General features: G+C 67.4%; 16 protein-coding genes. 12 read left to right on the forward strand and 4 right to left on the reverse strand.

The features are described 5' to 3' along the window. Window positions 1-148 precede the first annotated feature (148 nt). The 9 genes from ABIC63_RS22860 to ABIC63_RS22900 all read left to right on the forward strand — a co-directional run bounded on the left by ABIC63_RS22860 (window position 149) and on the right by ABIC63_RS22900 (window position 8,740). Window positions 149-790: a peroxiredoxin gene (locus tag ABIC63_RS22860; protein ID WP_294373963.1), complete on the forward strand. Its 642-nt coding sequence runs from the start codon at window positions 149-151 to the stop codon at window positions 788-790. A 13-nt stretch (window positions 791-803) separates the two neighbouring features. After that, window positions 804-1,382, forward strand: coding sequence for an RBBP9/YdeN family alpha/beta hydrolase (locus ABIC63_RS22865; RefSeq protein WP_354321492.1), 579 nt, complete (start codon window positions 804-806; stop codon window positions 1,380-1,382). Further along, on the forward strand, window positions 1,379-2,389 hold the full coding sequence (locus ABIC63_RS22870) for a sulfate ABC transporter substrate-binding protein (RefSeq protein ID WP_354321493.1): 1,011 nt from the start codon (window positions 1,379-1,381) through the stop codon (window positions 2,387-2,389). Before ABIC63_RS22865 ends, ABIC63_RS22870 begins: the two co-directional genes overlap by 4 nt. A gap of 4 nt (window positions 2,390-2,393) precedes the next feature. Then, window positions 2,394-3,281, forward strand: a complete 888-nt coding sequence (gene cysT, locus ABIC63_RS22875; RefSeq protein ID WP_076509989.1) for a sulfate ABC transporter permease subunit CysT — start codon at window positions 2,394-2,396, stop codon at window positions 3,279-3,281. A gap of 61 nt (window positions 3,282-3,342) precedes the next feature. Next, on the forward strand, window positions 3,343-4,248 hold the full coding sequence (gene cysW, locus ABIC63_RS22880; protein WP_354321494.1) for a sulfate ABC transporter permease subunit CysW: 906 nt from the start codon (window positions 3,343-3,345) through the stop codon (window positions 4,246-4,248). A 68-nt stretch (window positions 4,249-4,316) separates the two neighbouring features. After that, window positions 4,317-5,423: a sulfate/molybdate ABC transporter ATP-binding protein gene (locus tag ABIC63_RS22885; protein WP_017758532.1), complete on the forward strand. Its 1,107-nt coding sequence runs from the start codon at window positions 4,317-4,319 to the stop codon at window positions 5,421-5,423. After that, a complete protein-coding gene (locus ABIC63_RS22890) occupies window positions 5,420-5,920 on the forward strand; it encodes a disulfide bond formation protein B (protein WP_354321495.1) in 501 nt (166 codons plus the stop codon). Before ABIC63_RS22885 ends, ABIC63_RS22890 begins: the two co-directional genes overlap by 4 nt. A 230-nt stretch (window positions 5,921-6,150) precedes the next feature. Continuing rightward, on the forward strand, window positions 6,151-6,888 hold the full coding sequence (phbB, locus tag ABIC63_RS22895; RefSeq protein WP_017758534.1) for an acetoacetyl-CoA reductase: 738 nt from the start codon (window positions 6,151-6,153) through the stop codon (window positions 6,886-6,888). Window positions 6,889-7,021: 133 nt separating this feature from the next. Then, window positions 7,022-8,740: a cation:proton antiporter domain-containing protein gene (locus ABIC63_RS22900; RefSeq protein WP_354321496.1), complete on the forward strand. Its 1,719-nt coding sequence runs from the start codon at window positions 7,022-7,024 to the stop codon at window positions 8,738-8,740. Here the strand turns inward: ABIC63_RS22900 and ABIC63_RS22905 are convergent. Continuing rightward, entirely contained in the window at window positions 8,735-9,139 is a 405-nt protein-coding gene (locus ABIC63_RS22905; RefSeq protein ID WP_234192119.1) for a hypothetical protein, read from the reverse strand. The two genes, ABIC63_RS22900 and ABIC63_RS22905, sit on opposite strands and share 6 nt — an antisense overlap. 140 nt (window positions 9,140-9,279) lie before the next feature. On the opposite strand from ABIC63_RS22905, the gene ABIC63_RS22910 reads away from it, so the two are divergent. After that, window positions 9,280-9,942, forward strand: coding sequence for a hypothetical protein (locus ABIC63_RS22910; RefSeq protein WP_170159441.1), 663 nt, complete (start codon window positions 9,280-9,282; stop codon window positions 9,940-9,942). 19 nt (window positions 9,943-9,961) lie between these two features. Here the strand turns inward: ABIC63_RS22910 and ABIC63_RS22915 are convergent, their stop codons facing one another. After that, entirely contained in the window at window positions 9,962-11,488 is a 1,527-nt protein-coding gene (locus ABIC63_RS22915) for an MDR family MFS transporter (RefSeq protein ID WP_354321497.1), read from the reverse strand. Next, a complete protein-coding gene (locus ABIC63_RS22920) occupies window positions 11,485-11,997 on the reverse strand; it encodes a MarR family winged helix-turn-helix transcriptional regulator (protein ID WP_354321498.1) in 513 nt (170 codons plus the stop codon). The genes ABIC63_RS22915 and ABIC63_RS22920 overlap by 4 nt, the downstream gene beginning before the upstream one ends. A 250-nt stretch (window positions 11,998-12,247) precedes the next feature. On the opposite strand from ABIC63_RS22920, the gene dusA reads away from it, so the two are divergent. Further along, window positions 12,248-13,261 carry a tRNA dihydrouridine(20/20a) synthase DusA gene (dusA, locus tag ABIC63_RS22925; protein WP_354321499.1) on the forward strand — a complete coding sequence of 338 codons (1,014 nt, stop codon included), beginning with the start codon at window positions 12,248-12,250 and terminating at the stop codon, window positions 13,259-13,261. Between the two features lie 99 nt (window positions 13,262-13,360). On the opposite strand, the gene ABIC63_RS22930 is transcribed toward dusA, so the two are convergent. Further along, entirely contained in the window at window positions 13,361-14,008 is a 648-nt protein-coding gene (locus ABIC63_RS22930; RefSeq protein WP_354321500.1) for a GntR family transcriptional regulator, read from the reverse strand. Window positions 14,009-14,147: 139 nt separating this feature from the next. Here ABIC63_RS22930 and scpA point away from each other — a divergent pair, with 139 nt between their 5' ends. Continuing rightward, a complete protein-coding gene (scpA, locus tag ABIC63_RS22935) occupies window positions 14,148-16,301 on the forward strand; it encodes a methylmalonyl-CoA mutase (protein WP_354321501.1) in 2,154 nt (717 codons plus the stop codon). Window positions 16,302-16,306: the final 5 nt, after the last annotated feature.

Below are 16,306 nucleotides of genomic sequence, written 5' to 3' on the forward strand. Positions count from 1 at the left end.
CTGCGCAGGGCCGGCCCGGGTCTTCCAGCGTCGGAGTGATGCTTATGGTCGGGATCGCATAACCAAACAAGGAGATATTCGTTTGTGATCGAAGCGCTTGTCTTCAGAATCCAGACTCCCTTGCTTCCACCTGACAAAGGATCACGCCATGGCCACGCTGCGACTCGGTGACACCGCCCCCGACTTCACCCAGGATTCCTCCGAGGGCGCGCTCCATTTCTACGACTGGGCGGGCGATGCCTGGGTGGTGCTGTTCTCGCACCCCGCCGACTTCACGCCGGTGTGCACCACCGAGCTGGGCAAGACCGCGGCGCTGGGCGGCGAATTCGCCAAGCGCGGCGTCAAGCCCATCGCCATCAGCGTCGATCCGGCGGACAAGCACAAGGAATGGATCGGCGACATCAACGAGACGCAGAACACCACCGTCAACTTCCCGATCCTGGCCGACGCCGATCGCAAGGTGGCCGAGCTGTACGACCTGATCCACCCGAACGCCTCGGCCACCGCCACGGTGCGCAGCGTGTTCATCATCGACCCCAAGAAGGTGGTGCGCGCCACCATCACCTACCCGGCGAGCACGGGTCGCAACTTCGACGAGATCCTGCGCGTGATCGACTCGCTGCAGCTCACCGATAGCCACAAGGTGGCGACACCCGCCAACTGGAAGGACGGCGACGACGTCGTGATCGTGCCCAGCATCCAGGACCCCGAAGAGCTGAAGGCCCGCTTCCCGAAGGGCTGGAACGCCGTGCGGCCCTATCTGCGCGTGACGCCGCAGCCCAACAAGTGAGCCGCCCGCGGCCATGACACAGCGCATCATCATCGTGCCGGGCTGGCGCGACTCTGGTCCTGGCCACTGGCAGAGCCTGTGGGCCGAGCGCCTGCAGGACGCCGAGCGCGTGGTTCAGGACGACTGGGTGTCGCCCCGGCGTGAGGCCTGGGTCGGCACGCTGGAGCAGCTGATCCTGTCGCGGCCCGAGCCGGTGGTGATCGCGGCGCACAGCCTGGGCTGCATCGCGACCAGTCACCTGGGCGCCGAGGCCGCGGCCCGCGTCGAGGGCGCGCTGCTGGTGGCGCCGGCCGATCCGGAGCGCCGGGCCGCGCTGGTCGACTTCGCCCCCGTTCCTTACGCGCGCCTGCCCTACCGCAGCATCGTCGTGGCCAGCACCACCGACCCCTTCTGCCCGGTGCGCCTGGCCGGTGCCTATGCCCGGGCCTGGGGCAGCGAATTCGTCCGCATCCAGAATGCGGGCCACATCAACGTGGATTCGGGCCACGGCGACTGGCCGCTCGGCCTGGCGCTGCTCGAATCCCTGACCGATGCCCCCAGCCGTCTGACGGCCGGGGACCGGTCTTCCGTGCAACACTCCGCGACCTTATGAATTCCAAGATCAAGACCTTCGCCGCGGCCCTGACGGTGGCCGCTTCGGCCTTCGCCGGCAATGCCTTCGCCCAGAACCAGCTGCTGAACGCGTCGTACGACGTGGCCCGCGAGTTCTACAAGGACTACAACGCTGCCTTCGTCGCGCACTACAAGAAGACCACGGGCAAGGACGTGAAGATCGACCAATCGCACGGCGGATCCAGCGCCCAGGCCCGCTCGGTGGCCGACGGGCTCGACGCCGACGTGGTGACGATGAACACCAGCACGGACATCGACTTCCTGGCCGACAGGGGCGTCGTGGCCAAGGACTGGACCAAGAAGTTCCCCGACAACGCCTCGCCCACCACCTCGACCATGCTGTTCCTGGTGCGCAACGGCAACCCCAAGGGCATCAAGGATTGGGACGACCTGATCAAGCCCGGCGTGCAGGTCGTGGTCGTCAATCCCAAGACGGGTGGCAATGGCCGCTATGCCTATCTGGCCGCCTGGGGCTACGTGAAGAAGAAGGGCGGCACCGACGCCCAGGCTGCCGAATTCGTCGGCAAGCTGTTCAAGAACGTGCCGGTGCTGGCCCGCGGCGGCCGCGATGCCACCACGGCCTTCCTGCAGCGCAGCATCGGCGACGTGCTGATCACCTTCGAGTCCGAGGTGGTCTCCATCGACCGCGACTTCGGCACCGGCAAAGTGGATGCCGTCTATCCGAGCATCAGCATCCTGGCCGAGAACCCGGTGGCGGTGGTCGAGCGCACGGTCGCCAAGAAGGGCACCGGCGAACTGGCCAAGGCCTACCTGAACTACCTGTACTCGGACGAGGCGCAGGAAATTGCCGCCAAGCATGCGCTGCGCCCGCGTTCGCCGGCCGTGCTGAAGAAGCATGCCGACACCTTCAAGCCGCTGCAGCTGTTCACGGTGCAGGAGCTCTTCGGCAGCCTGGGCGAAGCGCAGAAGGTGCACTTCAACGACGGTGGCCAGTTCGACAAGCTCTACACCCCCGGCGCGCGCTGATTCCATGGCTGGTGTGACCTCACCGGCGCTGCCGACCCCGGCAGCGCCGGTTTCACGTTCAAGGGCCGGCGGTGCCAAGCGGGTGCTGCCGGGCTTTCACCTGACGCTCGGGTACACGATCTTCTATCTGTGCCTGATCGTGCTGATTCCGCTCAGCACGCTGGTCTTCAAGACCTTCACCATGAGCTGGGATCAGTTCTGGGTGGCCGTCACGGCGCCGCGGGTGCTGGCTTCGTACCGGCTCACCTTCGGCGCCTCCTTCCTGGCCGCGCTGGTCAACCTGTTCGCCGGCCTGCTGGTGGCCTGGGTGCTCGTGCGCTACAAGTTTCCGGGCAAGAAGCTCGTCGACGCGCTGGTGGACCTGCCGTTCGCGCTGCCCACCGCCGTCGCCGGCATTTCGCTCACCGCGCTGCTCGCCGGCAACGGCTGGATCGGCCAGTACCTGGAGCCGCTGGGCATCAAGCTCGCCTTCACGCCGGCCGGCGTGGTGATCGCGCTGATCTTCATCGGCCTGCCCTTCGTGGTGCGCACGGTTCAGCCGGTGCTGGAAGACACCGAGAAGGAGCTGGAAGAAGCCGCCACCTCGCTCGGCGCCACGCGCTGGCAGACCTTCCGGCTGGTGATCCTGCCCTCGATCACGCCGGCGCTGCTCACCGGCTTCGCCATGGCCTTCGCCCGCGCCATCGGCGAGTACGGCTCCGTCATCTTCATCGCCGGCAACATGCCCATGATTTCCGAGATCACGCCGCTCATCATCATCGGCAAGCTGGAGCAGTACGACTACCAGGGTGCCACCGCCGTGGCGCTGGTGATGCTGGTCTTCTCCTTCCTGATGCTGCTGGTCATCAACGCGCTGCAGGCCTGGCAGCGCAAGCGGGGGGTGTCGGCATGAGCACGCGCACGGCCGCCCCGAAGGGCGCTCGCGCCGTAGCGCGCAGCGCGGAGGCATTCAAATGAGTGGTGCGACCGGAATGCGCGCCGGCAGCGGCCGGGAGCGCGCGGGGACCACCGAGTCCCCCGCCGTGCGCTGGACGCTGATCGGCCTGGCGCTGGTCTTCATGTTCTTCTTCCTGGTGCTGCCGCTGGCTGCCGTCGCCACCGAGGCGCTGCGCAAGGGTTGGGGTGCCTATGTGGAAGCGCTGAAGGAGCCGGATGCCTGGTCCGCCATCGAGCTGACGCTGATCGTGGCGGCCGTCTCGGTGCCGCTGAACCTGGTGTTCGGCGTGGCGGCGGCCTGGGCCATCGCCAAGTACGAGTTCAAGGGCAAGGCCTTCCTCACGACGCTGGTGGACCTGCCCTTTGCCGTCTCGCCCGTCGTCGCCGGCCTGATCTACGTGCTGGTGTTCGGCGCGCAGGGCTGGCTGGGGCCGTGGCTGTCCGAGCACAACATCAAGATCATCTTCGCCGTGCCCGGCATCGTGCTGGCGACCGTGTTCGTGACCTTCCCCTTCATCGCGCGGGAGCTGATCCCGCTGATGCAGGCGCAGGGCACCGAGGAGGAGCAGGCCGCCATCGTGCTGGGCGCGAACGGCTGGCAGACCTTCTGGCACGTGACGCTGCCCAACATCAAGTGGGGCCTGCTGTACGGCGTGATCCTGTGCAACGCACGGGCCATGGGCGAGTTCGGTGCGGTGTCGGTGGTCTCGGGCCACATCCGCGGCCAGACCAACACCATGCCGCTGCACGTGGAAGTGCTCTACAACGAGTACCAGTCCGTCGCCGCCTTCGCCGTGGCCTCGCTGCTGGCGGTGCTGGCCCTGGTCACGCTGGTGATCAAGACGGTGGCCGAGTGGCGCCACGAGCGGGAGATGAAGGCCCTGGCCGAACTGCCACCCGAGCGGCCGGCGCCCACCGCCTGAGTCCGCCTTCCAGAGTGGCCCGCCGCCCGCGTGGCGGGCGCCCGAACAGAACAAGAGTTAGCCAAACCATGAGCATCGAAATCCGCAACGTCAGCAAGCGCTTCGGCGACTTCCATGCGCTGCGCGACGTCAGCCTGAACATCGATTCGGGCGAGCTGTTCGCGCTGCTGGGGCCCTCGGGCTGCGGCAAGACCACGCTGCTGCGCATCATCGCGGGCCTGGAAACCGCCGACACCGGCAGCATCCTGTTCAGCGGCGAGGACACCACCGACGTGCACGTGCGCGAGCGGCAGGTGGGCTTCGTCTTCCAGCACTACGCGCTGTTCCGCCACATGACGGTGTTCGACAACGTCGCCTTCGGCCTGCGCATCCGCCCCCGCCGGGATCGGCCCAGCGAGGCGCAGATCAAGGCCAAGGTGCTGGACCTGCTCAAGCTGGTCCAGCTGGACTGGCTGGCCGACCGCTACCCGGCCCAGCTGTCGGGCGGCCAGCGCCAGCGCATCGCCCTGGCGCGTGCGCTGGCGGTGGAGCCCAAGGTGCTGCTGCTGGACGAGCCCTTCGGCGCGCTGGATGCCAAGGTGCGCAAGGAACTTCGCCGCTGGCTGCGCCGGCTGCACGACGAGCTGCATGTCACCTCCATCTTCGTGACGCACGACCAGGAGGAGGCGCTGGAGGTGGCCGACCGCGTGGTGCTGATGAACAGTGGCCACATCGAGCAGGTCGGCTCGCCGCAGGAGGTCTGGGACCATCCGGCCAGCCCCTTCGTCTACGGCTTCCTGGGCGACGTGAACCTGTTCCACGGCCGGGCCCACGAGGGCGAGGTCGAGCTGCAGCAGGGCATGCGCTTTGCTGCGACGGAGGCAGACCGTGTTCAGGACGCCAAGGCGCTGGCCTATGTGCGTCCGCACGACTTCGACATCGCGCCATATGCGGCCGGCCAGGCGCAGGCGCACGGCATCGTCGCGCGCCTCACCCGTGCCATCGTGGTCGGTCCGATCGCGCGGATGGAACTCGAACCGGTGGAAACGAATCCGGATAATCCCGGAGGTGGAACCGTGATCGAGGTGCAGATTCCTGCCCAGCAGTTCCGCGAGTTGGGTCTGCGCGAGGGCGACACGGTGGTCGCGAGCCCGCGCCGGGCCCGCGTCTTCGTCGACCAAGGATCAGGGATTTGAACCAACTCTTCGACGCGCCCCGGCGCATTCACGGGCTCATCGCCGCGGCCTGCGTGGCCATGCTGGCATTTGGGATGTACCTGCAGCATGTGGTGGGGCTCGAGCCCTGTCCCATGTGCATCGTCCAGCGCTATGCGCTGATCCTGGTGGCGGTATTCAGCGCCCTGGCGGCCGCCACCGGCGGCAGTGGATTGCGCAAGTTCTGGGGCTTCGTGGCCTTGGTCTTCGCGGCGGGTGGCGCCTTCACTGCCGCGCGGCAGAGCTGGCTGCAATGGCATCCGCCGGAATTCGCGAGCTGCGGCCGTGACATCTACGGAATGATCGAGACCTTCCCGCTGCAGCGCGTCGTGCCCATGATCTTCCGCGGCAGCGGCGACTGCTCGCAGATCGACTGGACCTTCCTGGGCCTGTCGATCGCCAACTGGTCCTTCCTGTGCTTCGTCGTCTTCGGGCTGGTGTTTCTGGCGCTGCTCTTCCAGCGTCAGCGCCGCCGCTGACCGGCGCGCCCAGACATCGTCCTGTCTCTCGCCAAGGCCCCGCCGTGGTGCACGATGTGCCCGGCGGGGCTTTTGCATGCACGGAGGGTGTGCACGCCGTTGCTTGCCTGGGTTGGACCTGCGGTTTGTCCTCATCTCTTTAGAGGGGCCATGCCACTGAAACCTGGAGAAATGTCGCTAAAGTGACCAAGCCGGCAAGGAAGCCGGATCAACCCAAGGAAAGCACAGGAATGAGCAAGAAAGTCGCTTACGTCACCGGAGGCATGGGAGGCATCGGAACCGCAATCTGCCGCCGCCTGCATCAGGATGGATTCACGGTGATCGCCGGTTGCGGGCCGACCCGCGATTTCAGCAAGTGGCTTGCGGAGCAGAAGGAAGAAGGCTTCGAGTTCCACGCTTCCGTCGGCAACGTCGGCAACTGGGAGTCGACGGTGGAGGCGTTCTCCAAGGCCAAGGCCGAGCACGGCAGCATCGATGTGCTGGTCAACAACGCCGGCATCACCCGCGACCGCATGTTCGTGAAGATGACGCCCGACGACTGGAATGCCGTCATCGAGACCAACCTCAACAGCATGTTCAACGTCACCAAGCAGGTGGTGGGCGACATGGTTGAGAAGGGCTGGGGCCGCATCATCAACATCAGCTCGGTCAACGGCGCCAAGGGCCAGGCCGGGCAGACCAACTACTCGGCCGCCAAGGCCGGCATGCACGGCTTCACGATGGCGCTGGCGCAGGAACTTGCCACCAAGGGCGTGACGGTCAACACCGTGAGCCCGGGCTACATCGGCACCGACATGGTCAAGGCCATCCGTCAGGAAGTGCTGGACAAGATCGTCGGCACCATCCCGGTCAAGCGCCTGGGCGAGCCGAGCGAGATCGCCTCGATCATCTCCTGGCTGGCCTCCAGCGAAGGCGGCTATTCGACGGGCGCCGACTTCCCGGTCAACGGCGGCCTGCACATGCACTGAGCAGGGCCGTGTGCCCATCCGCCCCGGCGCCGCCGGGGCACGTCGAAGCCCGCCTTGCGCGGGCTTCGCGCTTCCGGGGCCAGGCAAAGCCCGGCGTCGCGGTGCGCCCGGCGGCGTCCTGCAAAATGGGTCGATGCACCATGGCGCCTCCCTCATCAGCACGATCGCAGCCGCCCTGGGGCTGGCACTCGCCCTCGGATTCATCGCCACCCGTCTGAGGTTGCCGGCGCTGGTGGGTTACCTGCTCGCCGGCGTGATCATCGGGCCCTTCACCCCCGGCTTCGTGGCCGATGCCGACATCGCCTCGCAACTGGCCGAGATCGGCGTGATGCTGTTGATGTTCGGGGTGGGCCTGCATTTCTCGCTGGACGACCTGCTGCAGGTGCGGCGCATCGCGCTGCCGGGCGCGCTGGTGCAGATCGTGGCCGCCACCTGCATGGGTGGGCTTCTGGCGCTGTGGTGGGGCTGGAGCCTCGGGGCGGCACTGGTCTTCGGGCTGGCGCTGTCGGTGGCCAGCACGGTGGTGCTGCTGCGGGCGCTCGAAAGCCTGGGCATCCTGGACACCCACACCGGCCGCATCGCCGTCGGCTGGCTGGTGGTGGAGGACCTGGCGATGGTGCTGGTGCTGGTGCTGCTGCCACCGCTGGCGCAGGTGCTGGGTGGCCGTGCCGAGGAGGGCAGCGATGGCTCCATGGCGTCGCTGGCCCGCACGCTGGGCGTCACGCTGCTGCAGGTCGGTGGCTTCGTCGCACTGATGCTGATCGTGGGCCGCCGCGTCTTTCCCTGGCTGTTGTGGCAGGTCACGCACACCGGCTCGCGCGAGCTGTTCACGTTGTGCGTGGTGGCGGCGGCGGTGAGCATCGCGTTTGCGTCGGCTTCCTTGTTCGGCGTCTCCTTTGCGCTGGGCGCTTTTTTTGCCGGCATGGTGATGCGCGAGTCCGAGTTCAGCCACCGGGCGGCGGAGGAATCGCTGCCGCTGCGCGATGCCTTCGCCGTGCTGTTCTTCGTGTCGGTGGGCATGCTGTTCGATCCCGGCGTCCTGCTCAGCCGTCCGCTGCAGGTGCTGGCCGTCGTGCTGGTGATCGTGGTGGGCAAGTCGGTGGCGGCCTGCCTGCTCGTGCTCGCCTTCCGCTATCCGCTGGCGACCGCGCTGACGGTAAGTGCCAGCCTGGCGCAGATCGGTGAGTTCTCCTTCATCCTGCTGGCGCTGGGCCTGCGCATGGAACTGCTGCCGCCGGAGGCGCAGAGCCTGGTGTTGGCCGGGGCGCTGGTGTCCATCGCGACCAATCCGCTGTGGTTCAGCGCCATCCAGCCGATCCTGAACTGGTTGCGGCTGCATTCCTCGCTGGCCCGGCGGCTGGAGGCGCGCGACGACCCGCTGGCGGAACTGCCCGCGACCACGGCGGCGCGCTACCTTTCACGGCAGGTGGTGCTGGTGGGCTATGGCCGCGTTGGCCGGCGCATTGCGGCGCAGCTTCGCGCCCACGACATCCCCTTCGTGGTGGCGGACCAGAACCGCGAGCTGATCGAGCGGCTGCGCGAGGAAGGCAGTGCGGCGGTCTGGGGCGATGCGGCGGAGCCGTCCGTGCTCATCCAGGCCCACATCGCGCGGGCGCGGGTGTTGGTGGTGGCCATCGCCGATCCACTGAACGTGCGTCAGATGATCGACACGGCCCGCGCGCTCAATCCCGAAGTGGAGGTCGTCCTGCGCAGCCACAACGAGGACGAGGCGCAACTGCTGCGGCAGGAACTGGCGGCGACGGTCTATCTGGGAGAGCATGAACTCGCCCAGGCCATGGCGGGCGACGTACTCCGCCGGGCGCTGCCACCGGTGCCGGCGGCGGCGTCATAGGTCCTCGATGACCAACGCGCGGTAACGCTGTCCCATCACGAAGGGGTTCTCGCGCAGCAGGCTGCGGATCCGCTCGACATCCTCGTCGTCCTCGGTGCGCACCAGCAGGCCGGCATGGCCCTCGCGGGCCAGGCGCACGTAGGCGCGAACGGTCGCGCCTTCGGTGCCGGGGGAGGGCAGCGGATCGTCGGCGTCCGATGCCGTGGCGCCGATCGGTCCAGTGATGGCCTCGGCAGGAACGAATGCGATGTCGTCGCTGGCCACGCCGCCCTGGGCGAGGGCCTCTGCCGCAGCCCGTGCCGCCTCGGCATCCCGGAACATCAGCAGTGCGTGCCCGGTCGGATAGAAGGTCTTGCCGAGGGTCGACAGCATGTCCGGGGTCAGGGCGAAAGGCTTCATGGGGTCTCCAGAGGTCGTGCGCCGGCCCGGCACCGGAAGGTGTAGCAGGTCAGCTGGAGTTGTGAACGTAGGGAGCCCCATCCCGTCGTCCTGTAGGAATCGGCCCTTGCGGGACGCCCGGATTTGTTAATAACTGCAGTTTGGTTGCGAAACGTGTTTCTAATTGTGAAGTTTTCGCTACCTTTGAAGTGACTTCGGCGCCTAGGATTGGCGGCATGAAAAGCGGTGTAGCGTTTCGTTGGCTTCCTTGCGTCGGGATCGGCGGCCTTCTGGCCGGTGCGACGGCGGCGTTGTGGATCGCGCCGCCGCGAACCTCCGGGGAATGGGCGGCGTGGGTCCAGGCGGCGTCGGTACTGGTGGCGTTGTGTCTGGCGCTGCGCCTGCAGTATGTGGCGGGTCGGCAGGCCGCGCGCCAGGCGGAGCAGGTGGCGACGCTCTTTGCCGCCAACATGCATTGGGTGTTCCGTGAGCTCAGCGACGCCTGCATCAAGCGCGCCTGGGCCGACTTTGCCGTGCATCGGCGTGTTCTGCAGGAGGTGCTGGCACAGGGCCGCGAAGTGAGCCTGCAGCAGATCGACGGCTCGGGCCTGGCCATGGTGACCAGCCTGCGGGCCATGGCGGTGGAAGGGCTGGAGATGGTGGCCAGCCACACCCCGCAGGGCGACTGGCACCAGTTGCATCGCTACTTCGAGAAGCGCTTGCCCAGCATTGCCGGCTGGCTGGCGCTGTACGGCCATCCGCCGGAAAACAGTGGGCCTACCGACTACCAGGGGCTGCGCACTTCGTTCGGGCAGTTCGGCTGAGCGCTGCGGTCCCGAACGGTCAGTGCGGAATCTCGGCCGAGCCGCCCGCGGCCTTGGGTGGCCTGCGGATGAGCAGGAGCAACGGGATGGTCACCGCGGTCAGCACCATCATGATCCAGAAGTCGTCGAGGTAGGCCACCATGGTCGCCTGGCGCGTGACCTCGGCGTTCAGGACGGCCAGGCCGGTCTGGGTGCCCAGGTCCATGGCCGGTGGCAGCGCCAGCAGCCCCTGGTTGCCCGGCGACACCAGCGCGGCCAGATTGGCATGCGCTCGGCCCGAGCCTTCTGTGAGCAGCGTCTGCACCACCGAAATGCCGACGCTGCTGCCGATGTTGCGCAGGAGGCTGAAGATCGGAGTGCCCTGGTTGCGCAGCCGCGCCGGCAGCGTGGCAAAGGTGGCCGTCGACAGCGGCACGAAGGTGAAGCCGATGCCAAGGCCCTGGATGAAGCCCGAGGTGACGATCAGCGTGCTGTCCATGTCCGGCGTGAAGCGCGTCATCTGCCACAGCGAGAAGGCCGTCAGGCCGAAGCCGGCGGCCATGATGGCGCGCACGTCGATCCGGTGGACCAACCGCCCGACCACGATCATGGCGATCATCGTTCCCACCCCGCGGGGCGCTGTGACCGCGCCGGTATAGACGACCGGATAGCCCATCAGCCCCTGCAGGAAGTTGGGCAGCAGCGAGGTGGTCGCGAACAGGATGATGCCGACGACGAACGCGAAGAACTGGCCGGTGACGAAGTTGCGGTCCTTCAGCAGGTCGCGGTTGAGAAAGCTCACGCCCTGCACGGTCCAGGTGTGGACGGCGAAGAAGGCGAGGGCGACCACGGCGCCGACCGCCTCCAGACGGATTTCCCACGAGTCGAACCAGTCCAGTTGCTCCCCGCGGTCCAGGAAGAGCTGCAGCAGGCCGATGCCCAGGCTGAGCGTCGCGAAGCCGAACACGTCGAGCTTCTCGGACTTTGGCCGGCTCTCGGGCAGGTAGCGTGCGATGCCCCAGAAGGCCACGATGCCCACCGGCAGGTTGATGAAGAACACCCAGCGCCAGTCCAGCTGATCCGTCAGCCATCCGCCCAGCAGCGGGCCCAGGATGGGGCCGATCATGATGCCCGCGCCCCAGATGGCCATGGCCTGGCCCACCTTCTCGCGCGGGTTGATGTCGAGCAGCACGGCCTGCGACAGCGGCACCAGGGCCGCCCCGAAGACGCCCTGAAGCAGTCGCGCGCCGACGATCTCGACCAGCGAGCCCGCGATGCCGCACAGCGCCGACGCCACCGTGAAGCCCACCACCGACACCAGAAACACCCGCCGCCGGCCCCACCGGCCGCAGAACCAGCCGGTCAGAGGCAGGGTGATGGCTGCCGCGACGATGTACGAGGTCAGCACCCAGGTGATCTGGTCCTGCGAGGCCTGCAGGCTGCCCTGCATGTGGGGCAGGGCGACGTTGGCGATGGTGGTGTCCAGTGCCTGCATGATCGTCGCCAGCATGATCGAGACGGTGATCATGCCGCGGTGGGGCACGGGGTTCTGGGGGGTGGGGGTCATGGGGCGGTCTCCTCGGGGCCGCGGGTCGCGCCGCCGTCGTGCAGCGAAGCCGGCACCGCCTCGGGTTGCCAGGCCAGCAGGCCCTCGCGGGCCTTGGCCAGGAGTGCCAGGAGCTGGGCCTGCTCGTCGGCGCTGAGGGTGACGAGACCATGGGCCAGCACCTCGTCGCTGATGGCGAGGGCCTGGTCCATGGCATCGAGGGCGCGGGGCGTGGCGTGAATGAGTTTGACGCGGCGGTCATTGGGCGAGGGCTCGCGCCGGATCCAGCCACCGGCCTCCATGCGGTCACAGAGCGTGGCGACGGCCATGGCGCTGGTTTCCAGGCTTTGGGCCACGGCAGCCTGCGACAACGGCTCGGGCTGCTCGGGATGTGCCAGCGCCCAGAGCAATCGGCATTGCGCCAGGGACAGACCCATCCGTTCCCGGGCCAGCCGGTCGAAGTGGGCGCCGTGCAGCTTGGCCACCTGGTTGACCAGAAAGCTGAAGCGTTTGGAAGGGTCGATTTTCATAAACATCTATATCGTAAGTATGTTTATTAAATGAGCCTGACTGGCTCGCGCCGCACTTGGGCGGCGGTTCTCGGCCGCCGCCAAGGCCGGATTTGCCGCGCGTATTGCTGGGACCTGGGAAAATGCCGGCCTCTTCCCGTTCCATGTATTCCCTGCGTGGCGCGGCTTCCTGTTTTCTTTCCCGTGGAACGAGCGTCGACGTTGACGCCCTTCGCCGGCCCCTCTTTCGACCGGCGCCTCTGCCCACCGCATGAACGACAAGGACCTTTCCTCATCACTGCAGGCGTCGATGCCCGTCGGCCGGCTCTCCGTGGCCCCGATGCTCGATTGGACGGACCGCCACTGTCGTTACTTCCACCGCCTGCTCAGCCGCCACGCCCTGCTGTACACCGAGATGGTGAACACCGGCGCCATCCTGCACGGCGATGCCGCGCGGCATCTGCGTTTCGACGAGACCGAGCACCCGGTCGCGCTGCAACTGGGCGGCAGCGAGCCCGCCGACCTGGCGGCCAGCGCGCGGCTGGGCGAGCAGTGGGGTTACGACGAGATCAACCTGAACTGCGGCTGCCCCAGCGAGCGGGTGCAGCGCGGTGCCTTCGGCGCCTGTCTGATGGCGGAGCCGGCGCTGGTGGCCGATGGCGTGAAGGCGATGCTGGACGTGGTGAGCGTGCCCGTGACCGTCAAGCACCGCATCGGCATCGACCGGGTGGAGAGCTACGACTTCGTACGCGACTTCGTCGGCACCGTGGCCGACGCCGGCTGCCGCCACTTCATCGTGCATGCGCGCAACGCGTGGCTCAAGGGCCTGAGTCCCAAGCAGAACCGGGAGATTCCGCCGCTGCGCTACGAGCTGGTGCACCGGCTCAAACACGACTTTCCTCAGCTGTTCATCGCCATCAACGGCGGCATCCAGATCGACGAACAGGTGCACGCGCAACTGCGCCTGCTCGACGGCGTGATGGTGGGCCGCGAGGCGTACCACAACCCGTGGTGGCTCTCGCAGTGGGACAGCGCCTTCTTCGGTGATGCGCCGCGTGAGGTGACGCGCGAGGAGGTGGAGGCGCAGATGTGCGACTACATGCGTCGTGAGAAACAGGCGCACGGCACGTCGTGGCAGTCGATCGCGCGGCACATGCTGGGGCTGCGCAACGGCCTGCCGGGCGCACGCCGCTGGCGGCAGGTGTGGAGCGATCACCGGCTGCGCGAGCTCGATCCGCACGAGGTGATGGCCCGGGCGCATGCGTCCGCCACGGCCGAGGTCTGACGCAGGGCGGGTGTCGGCGTCCCGGTCGCGCTGGCTGCGGTCGGCGGGTGCCGCATTCCGGCGCCGCAGAGCGCCAGGAAAAGCGGGGCGAGTCGCGCCTCAGGAGGCCGCTTCCAGCCCGTTCGCGAAATGCTCGCGCATGCGTGCCTCGGCCGCCTGCGCGTCCCGCGCTTCGATGGCAGCCACGAGGGCGCGGTGTTCCGCCAGCGATTCCTCGATGCGGCCCGCCTTCAGCAGCGAGTTGTGGCGATTGAGCTTCATCACCTTGCGCAGGTCGGCCACCATCTGGTCGCGCCAGCGGTTGTCGGCAATGGCCAGCAGCCGCATGTGGAAGCGCTCGTTGACGGCGAAGAAATGCTCCCGGTCGACGTGTCCGGGGCGGGCTGCGGCCTCCAGCTCCTCGTGCAGGGCGCGCAGCTCGGTGATCTGGGGCTCGGTTGCGCGGGTGGCGACCACGCCGGCTGCGTCGCTCTCCAGCAGGGCGAGCAGGTGGTACACGTCGGCCAGGTCGCGGTCGGACACCTCGGTCACATAGGCGCCGCGGCGCAGCTTCATCGTCACCAGGCCTTCGGCGGCCAGCACCTTCAGCGCCTCGCGCAATGGTGTGCGGCTGATGCCCAGTTCTTCCGCGATGCGCAGCTCGTCGATCCAGCTGCCGGGCTCCAGTTCGCGGCGGAAGATGCGCTGGCGCAGCAGCTCCGCCACCTCTTCATAGAGGGCGCGCGGGGTGAGGGTCAGGGCAGACATGTTGGCGACTGTATCGCAGAAGCAGGCCCTAATTCATAATTGAATTAATAATTACAGACAGCTAGACTTGCGGGATTCCCCGGGGTCGGCCAGCGTGGCCGCACTTCCGGCACCAGAGGTCAAGCGAGAGAGACGAAGCATGGCGGATTCCGAATTCAAGCCCTCCACCCTCGAAGACTGGTCGCGCGCCGCGGCCAAGTCGGCCCCCGGCGGCGACATCTCGGCGCTGAACTGGGTGACGCCCGACGGCATCACCGTCAAGCCGCTCTACACGGCCGCCGACCTGCAGGGCCTGCGCTACAGCGACACGTTGCCTGGCTTCGAGCCCTACATCCGCGGCCCGCAGGCCACGATGTACGCCGTGCGGCCCTGGACCATCCGCCAGTACGCGGGCTTCTCCACCGCCGAAGAGTCGAACGCGTTCTACCGCAAGGCCCTGGCCGCGGGCGGGCAGGGCGTGTCGGTGGCCTTCGACCTGGCCACCCACCGCGGCTACGACAGCGACCATCCGCGCGTGACCGGCGACGTCGGCAAGGCCGGTGTGGCCATCGATTCGGTGGAGGACATGAAGATCCTGTTCGACGGCATCCCGCTCGACAAGGTCAGCGTGTCGATGACCATGAACGGCGCCGTGCTGCCCGTGCTGGCCGGCTACGTGGTGGCGGCGGAAGAGCAGGGCGTGTCGCAGGACAAGCTCAGCGGGACCATCCAGAACGACATCCTCAAGGAGTTCATGGTCCGCAACACCTACATCTATCCGCCCGAGCCGAGCATGCGGATCATCGGCGACATCATCGAGTACACGGCGAAGAACATGCCGAAGTTCAACTCGATCTCGATCTCTGGCTACCACATGCAGGAAGCCGGCGCCAACCAGGCGCTGGAGCTGGCCTTCACCTTGGCCGACGGCAAGGAGTACGTGAAGACCGCCATTGCCAAGGGCATGGACGTGGACGACTTCGCCGGGCGCCTCAGCTTCTTCTGGGCCATCGGCATGAACTTCTACCTGGAAGTCGCCAAGATGCGGGCCGCCCGTCTGCTGTGGTGCCGGATCATGAAGGGCTTCAACGCGAAGAACCCCAAGAGCCTGATGCTGCGCACGCACTGCCAGACCTCGGGCTGGTCGCTCACCGAGCAGGACCCGTACAACAACGTCGTGCGCACCACCATCGAGGCGATGGCCGCGGTGTTCGGCGGCACGCAGTCGCTGCACACCAATGCGCTGGACGAGGCCATCGCGTTGCCGACGGAGTTCAGCGCCCGCATCGCCCGCAACACGCAGCTCATCATCCAGGAAGAGACGCACATCACCAACGTCATCGACCCCTGGGCCGGGAGCTACATGATGGAGAAGCTCACCCAGGACATGGCCGATGCCGCCTGGGCCATCATCGAAGAGGTCGAGGCCATGGGCGGCATGACCAAGGCGGTCGACAGCGGCTGGGCCAAGCTCAAGATCGAGGCCGCGGCGGCCGAGAAGCAGGCCCGCATCGATTCGGGCCGCGACGTCATCGTGGGCGTCAACAAGTACAAGCTCAAGAACGAGGACCCGGTCGAGATCCTTGCCATCGACAACATGAAGGTGCGCGACCAGCAGGTGGCGCGGCTGCAGCAGATCCGCGCGGCGCGCGACGGCACCAAGGTGCAGGCGGCGCTCGATGCGCTCACGGCCGCGGCCGAGAAGAACGAGGGCAACCTGCTGGACCTCAGCATCCAGGCCATCCGCCTGCGCGCCACGGTCGGCGAGGTGTCGGACGCGCTGGAAAAGGCCTTCGGCCGTCACCGCGCCGACACGCAGAAGGTGACCGGCGTCTATGCCGCCGCCTACGACTCGGCCGAAGGCTGGGAGGCGCTCAAGAAGGAGATCGACGCCTTCGCCGAGGACCAGGGCCGCCGGCCGCGCGTGATGATCTCCAAGCTGGGCCAGGACGGACACGACCGCGGCGCCAAGGTGGTGGCGACGGCCTTCGCCGACCTGGGCTTCGACGTGGACATGGGGCCGCTGTTCCAGACGCCCGAGGAATGCGCCCGCCAGGCCATCGAGAACGACGTGCATGCCGTGGGCGTGAGCACGCTTGCCGCCGGCCACAAGACGCTCGTCCCGGCCATCATCGAGGAGCTGAAGAAGCAGGGCGCGGACGACATCATCGTCTTCGTCGGTGGTGTCATTCCGCGGCAGGACTACGAGTTCCTGTACGAGGCGGGCGTGAAGGGCATCTATGGGCCCGGCACGCCGATCCCAGCCAGTGCGAAGGATGTGCTGGAGCAGATCCGGGCGGCTGTCGCAGCCTGATTGCT

It is taken from the genome of Pseudacidovorax sp. 1753 (assembly GCF_040544975.1).
Taxonomy (GTDB): domain Bacteria; phylum Pseudomonadota; class Gammaproteobacteria; order Burkholderiales; family Burkholderiaceae_C; genus Xenophilus.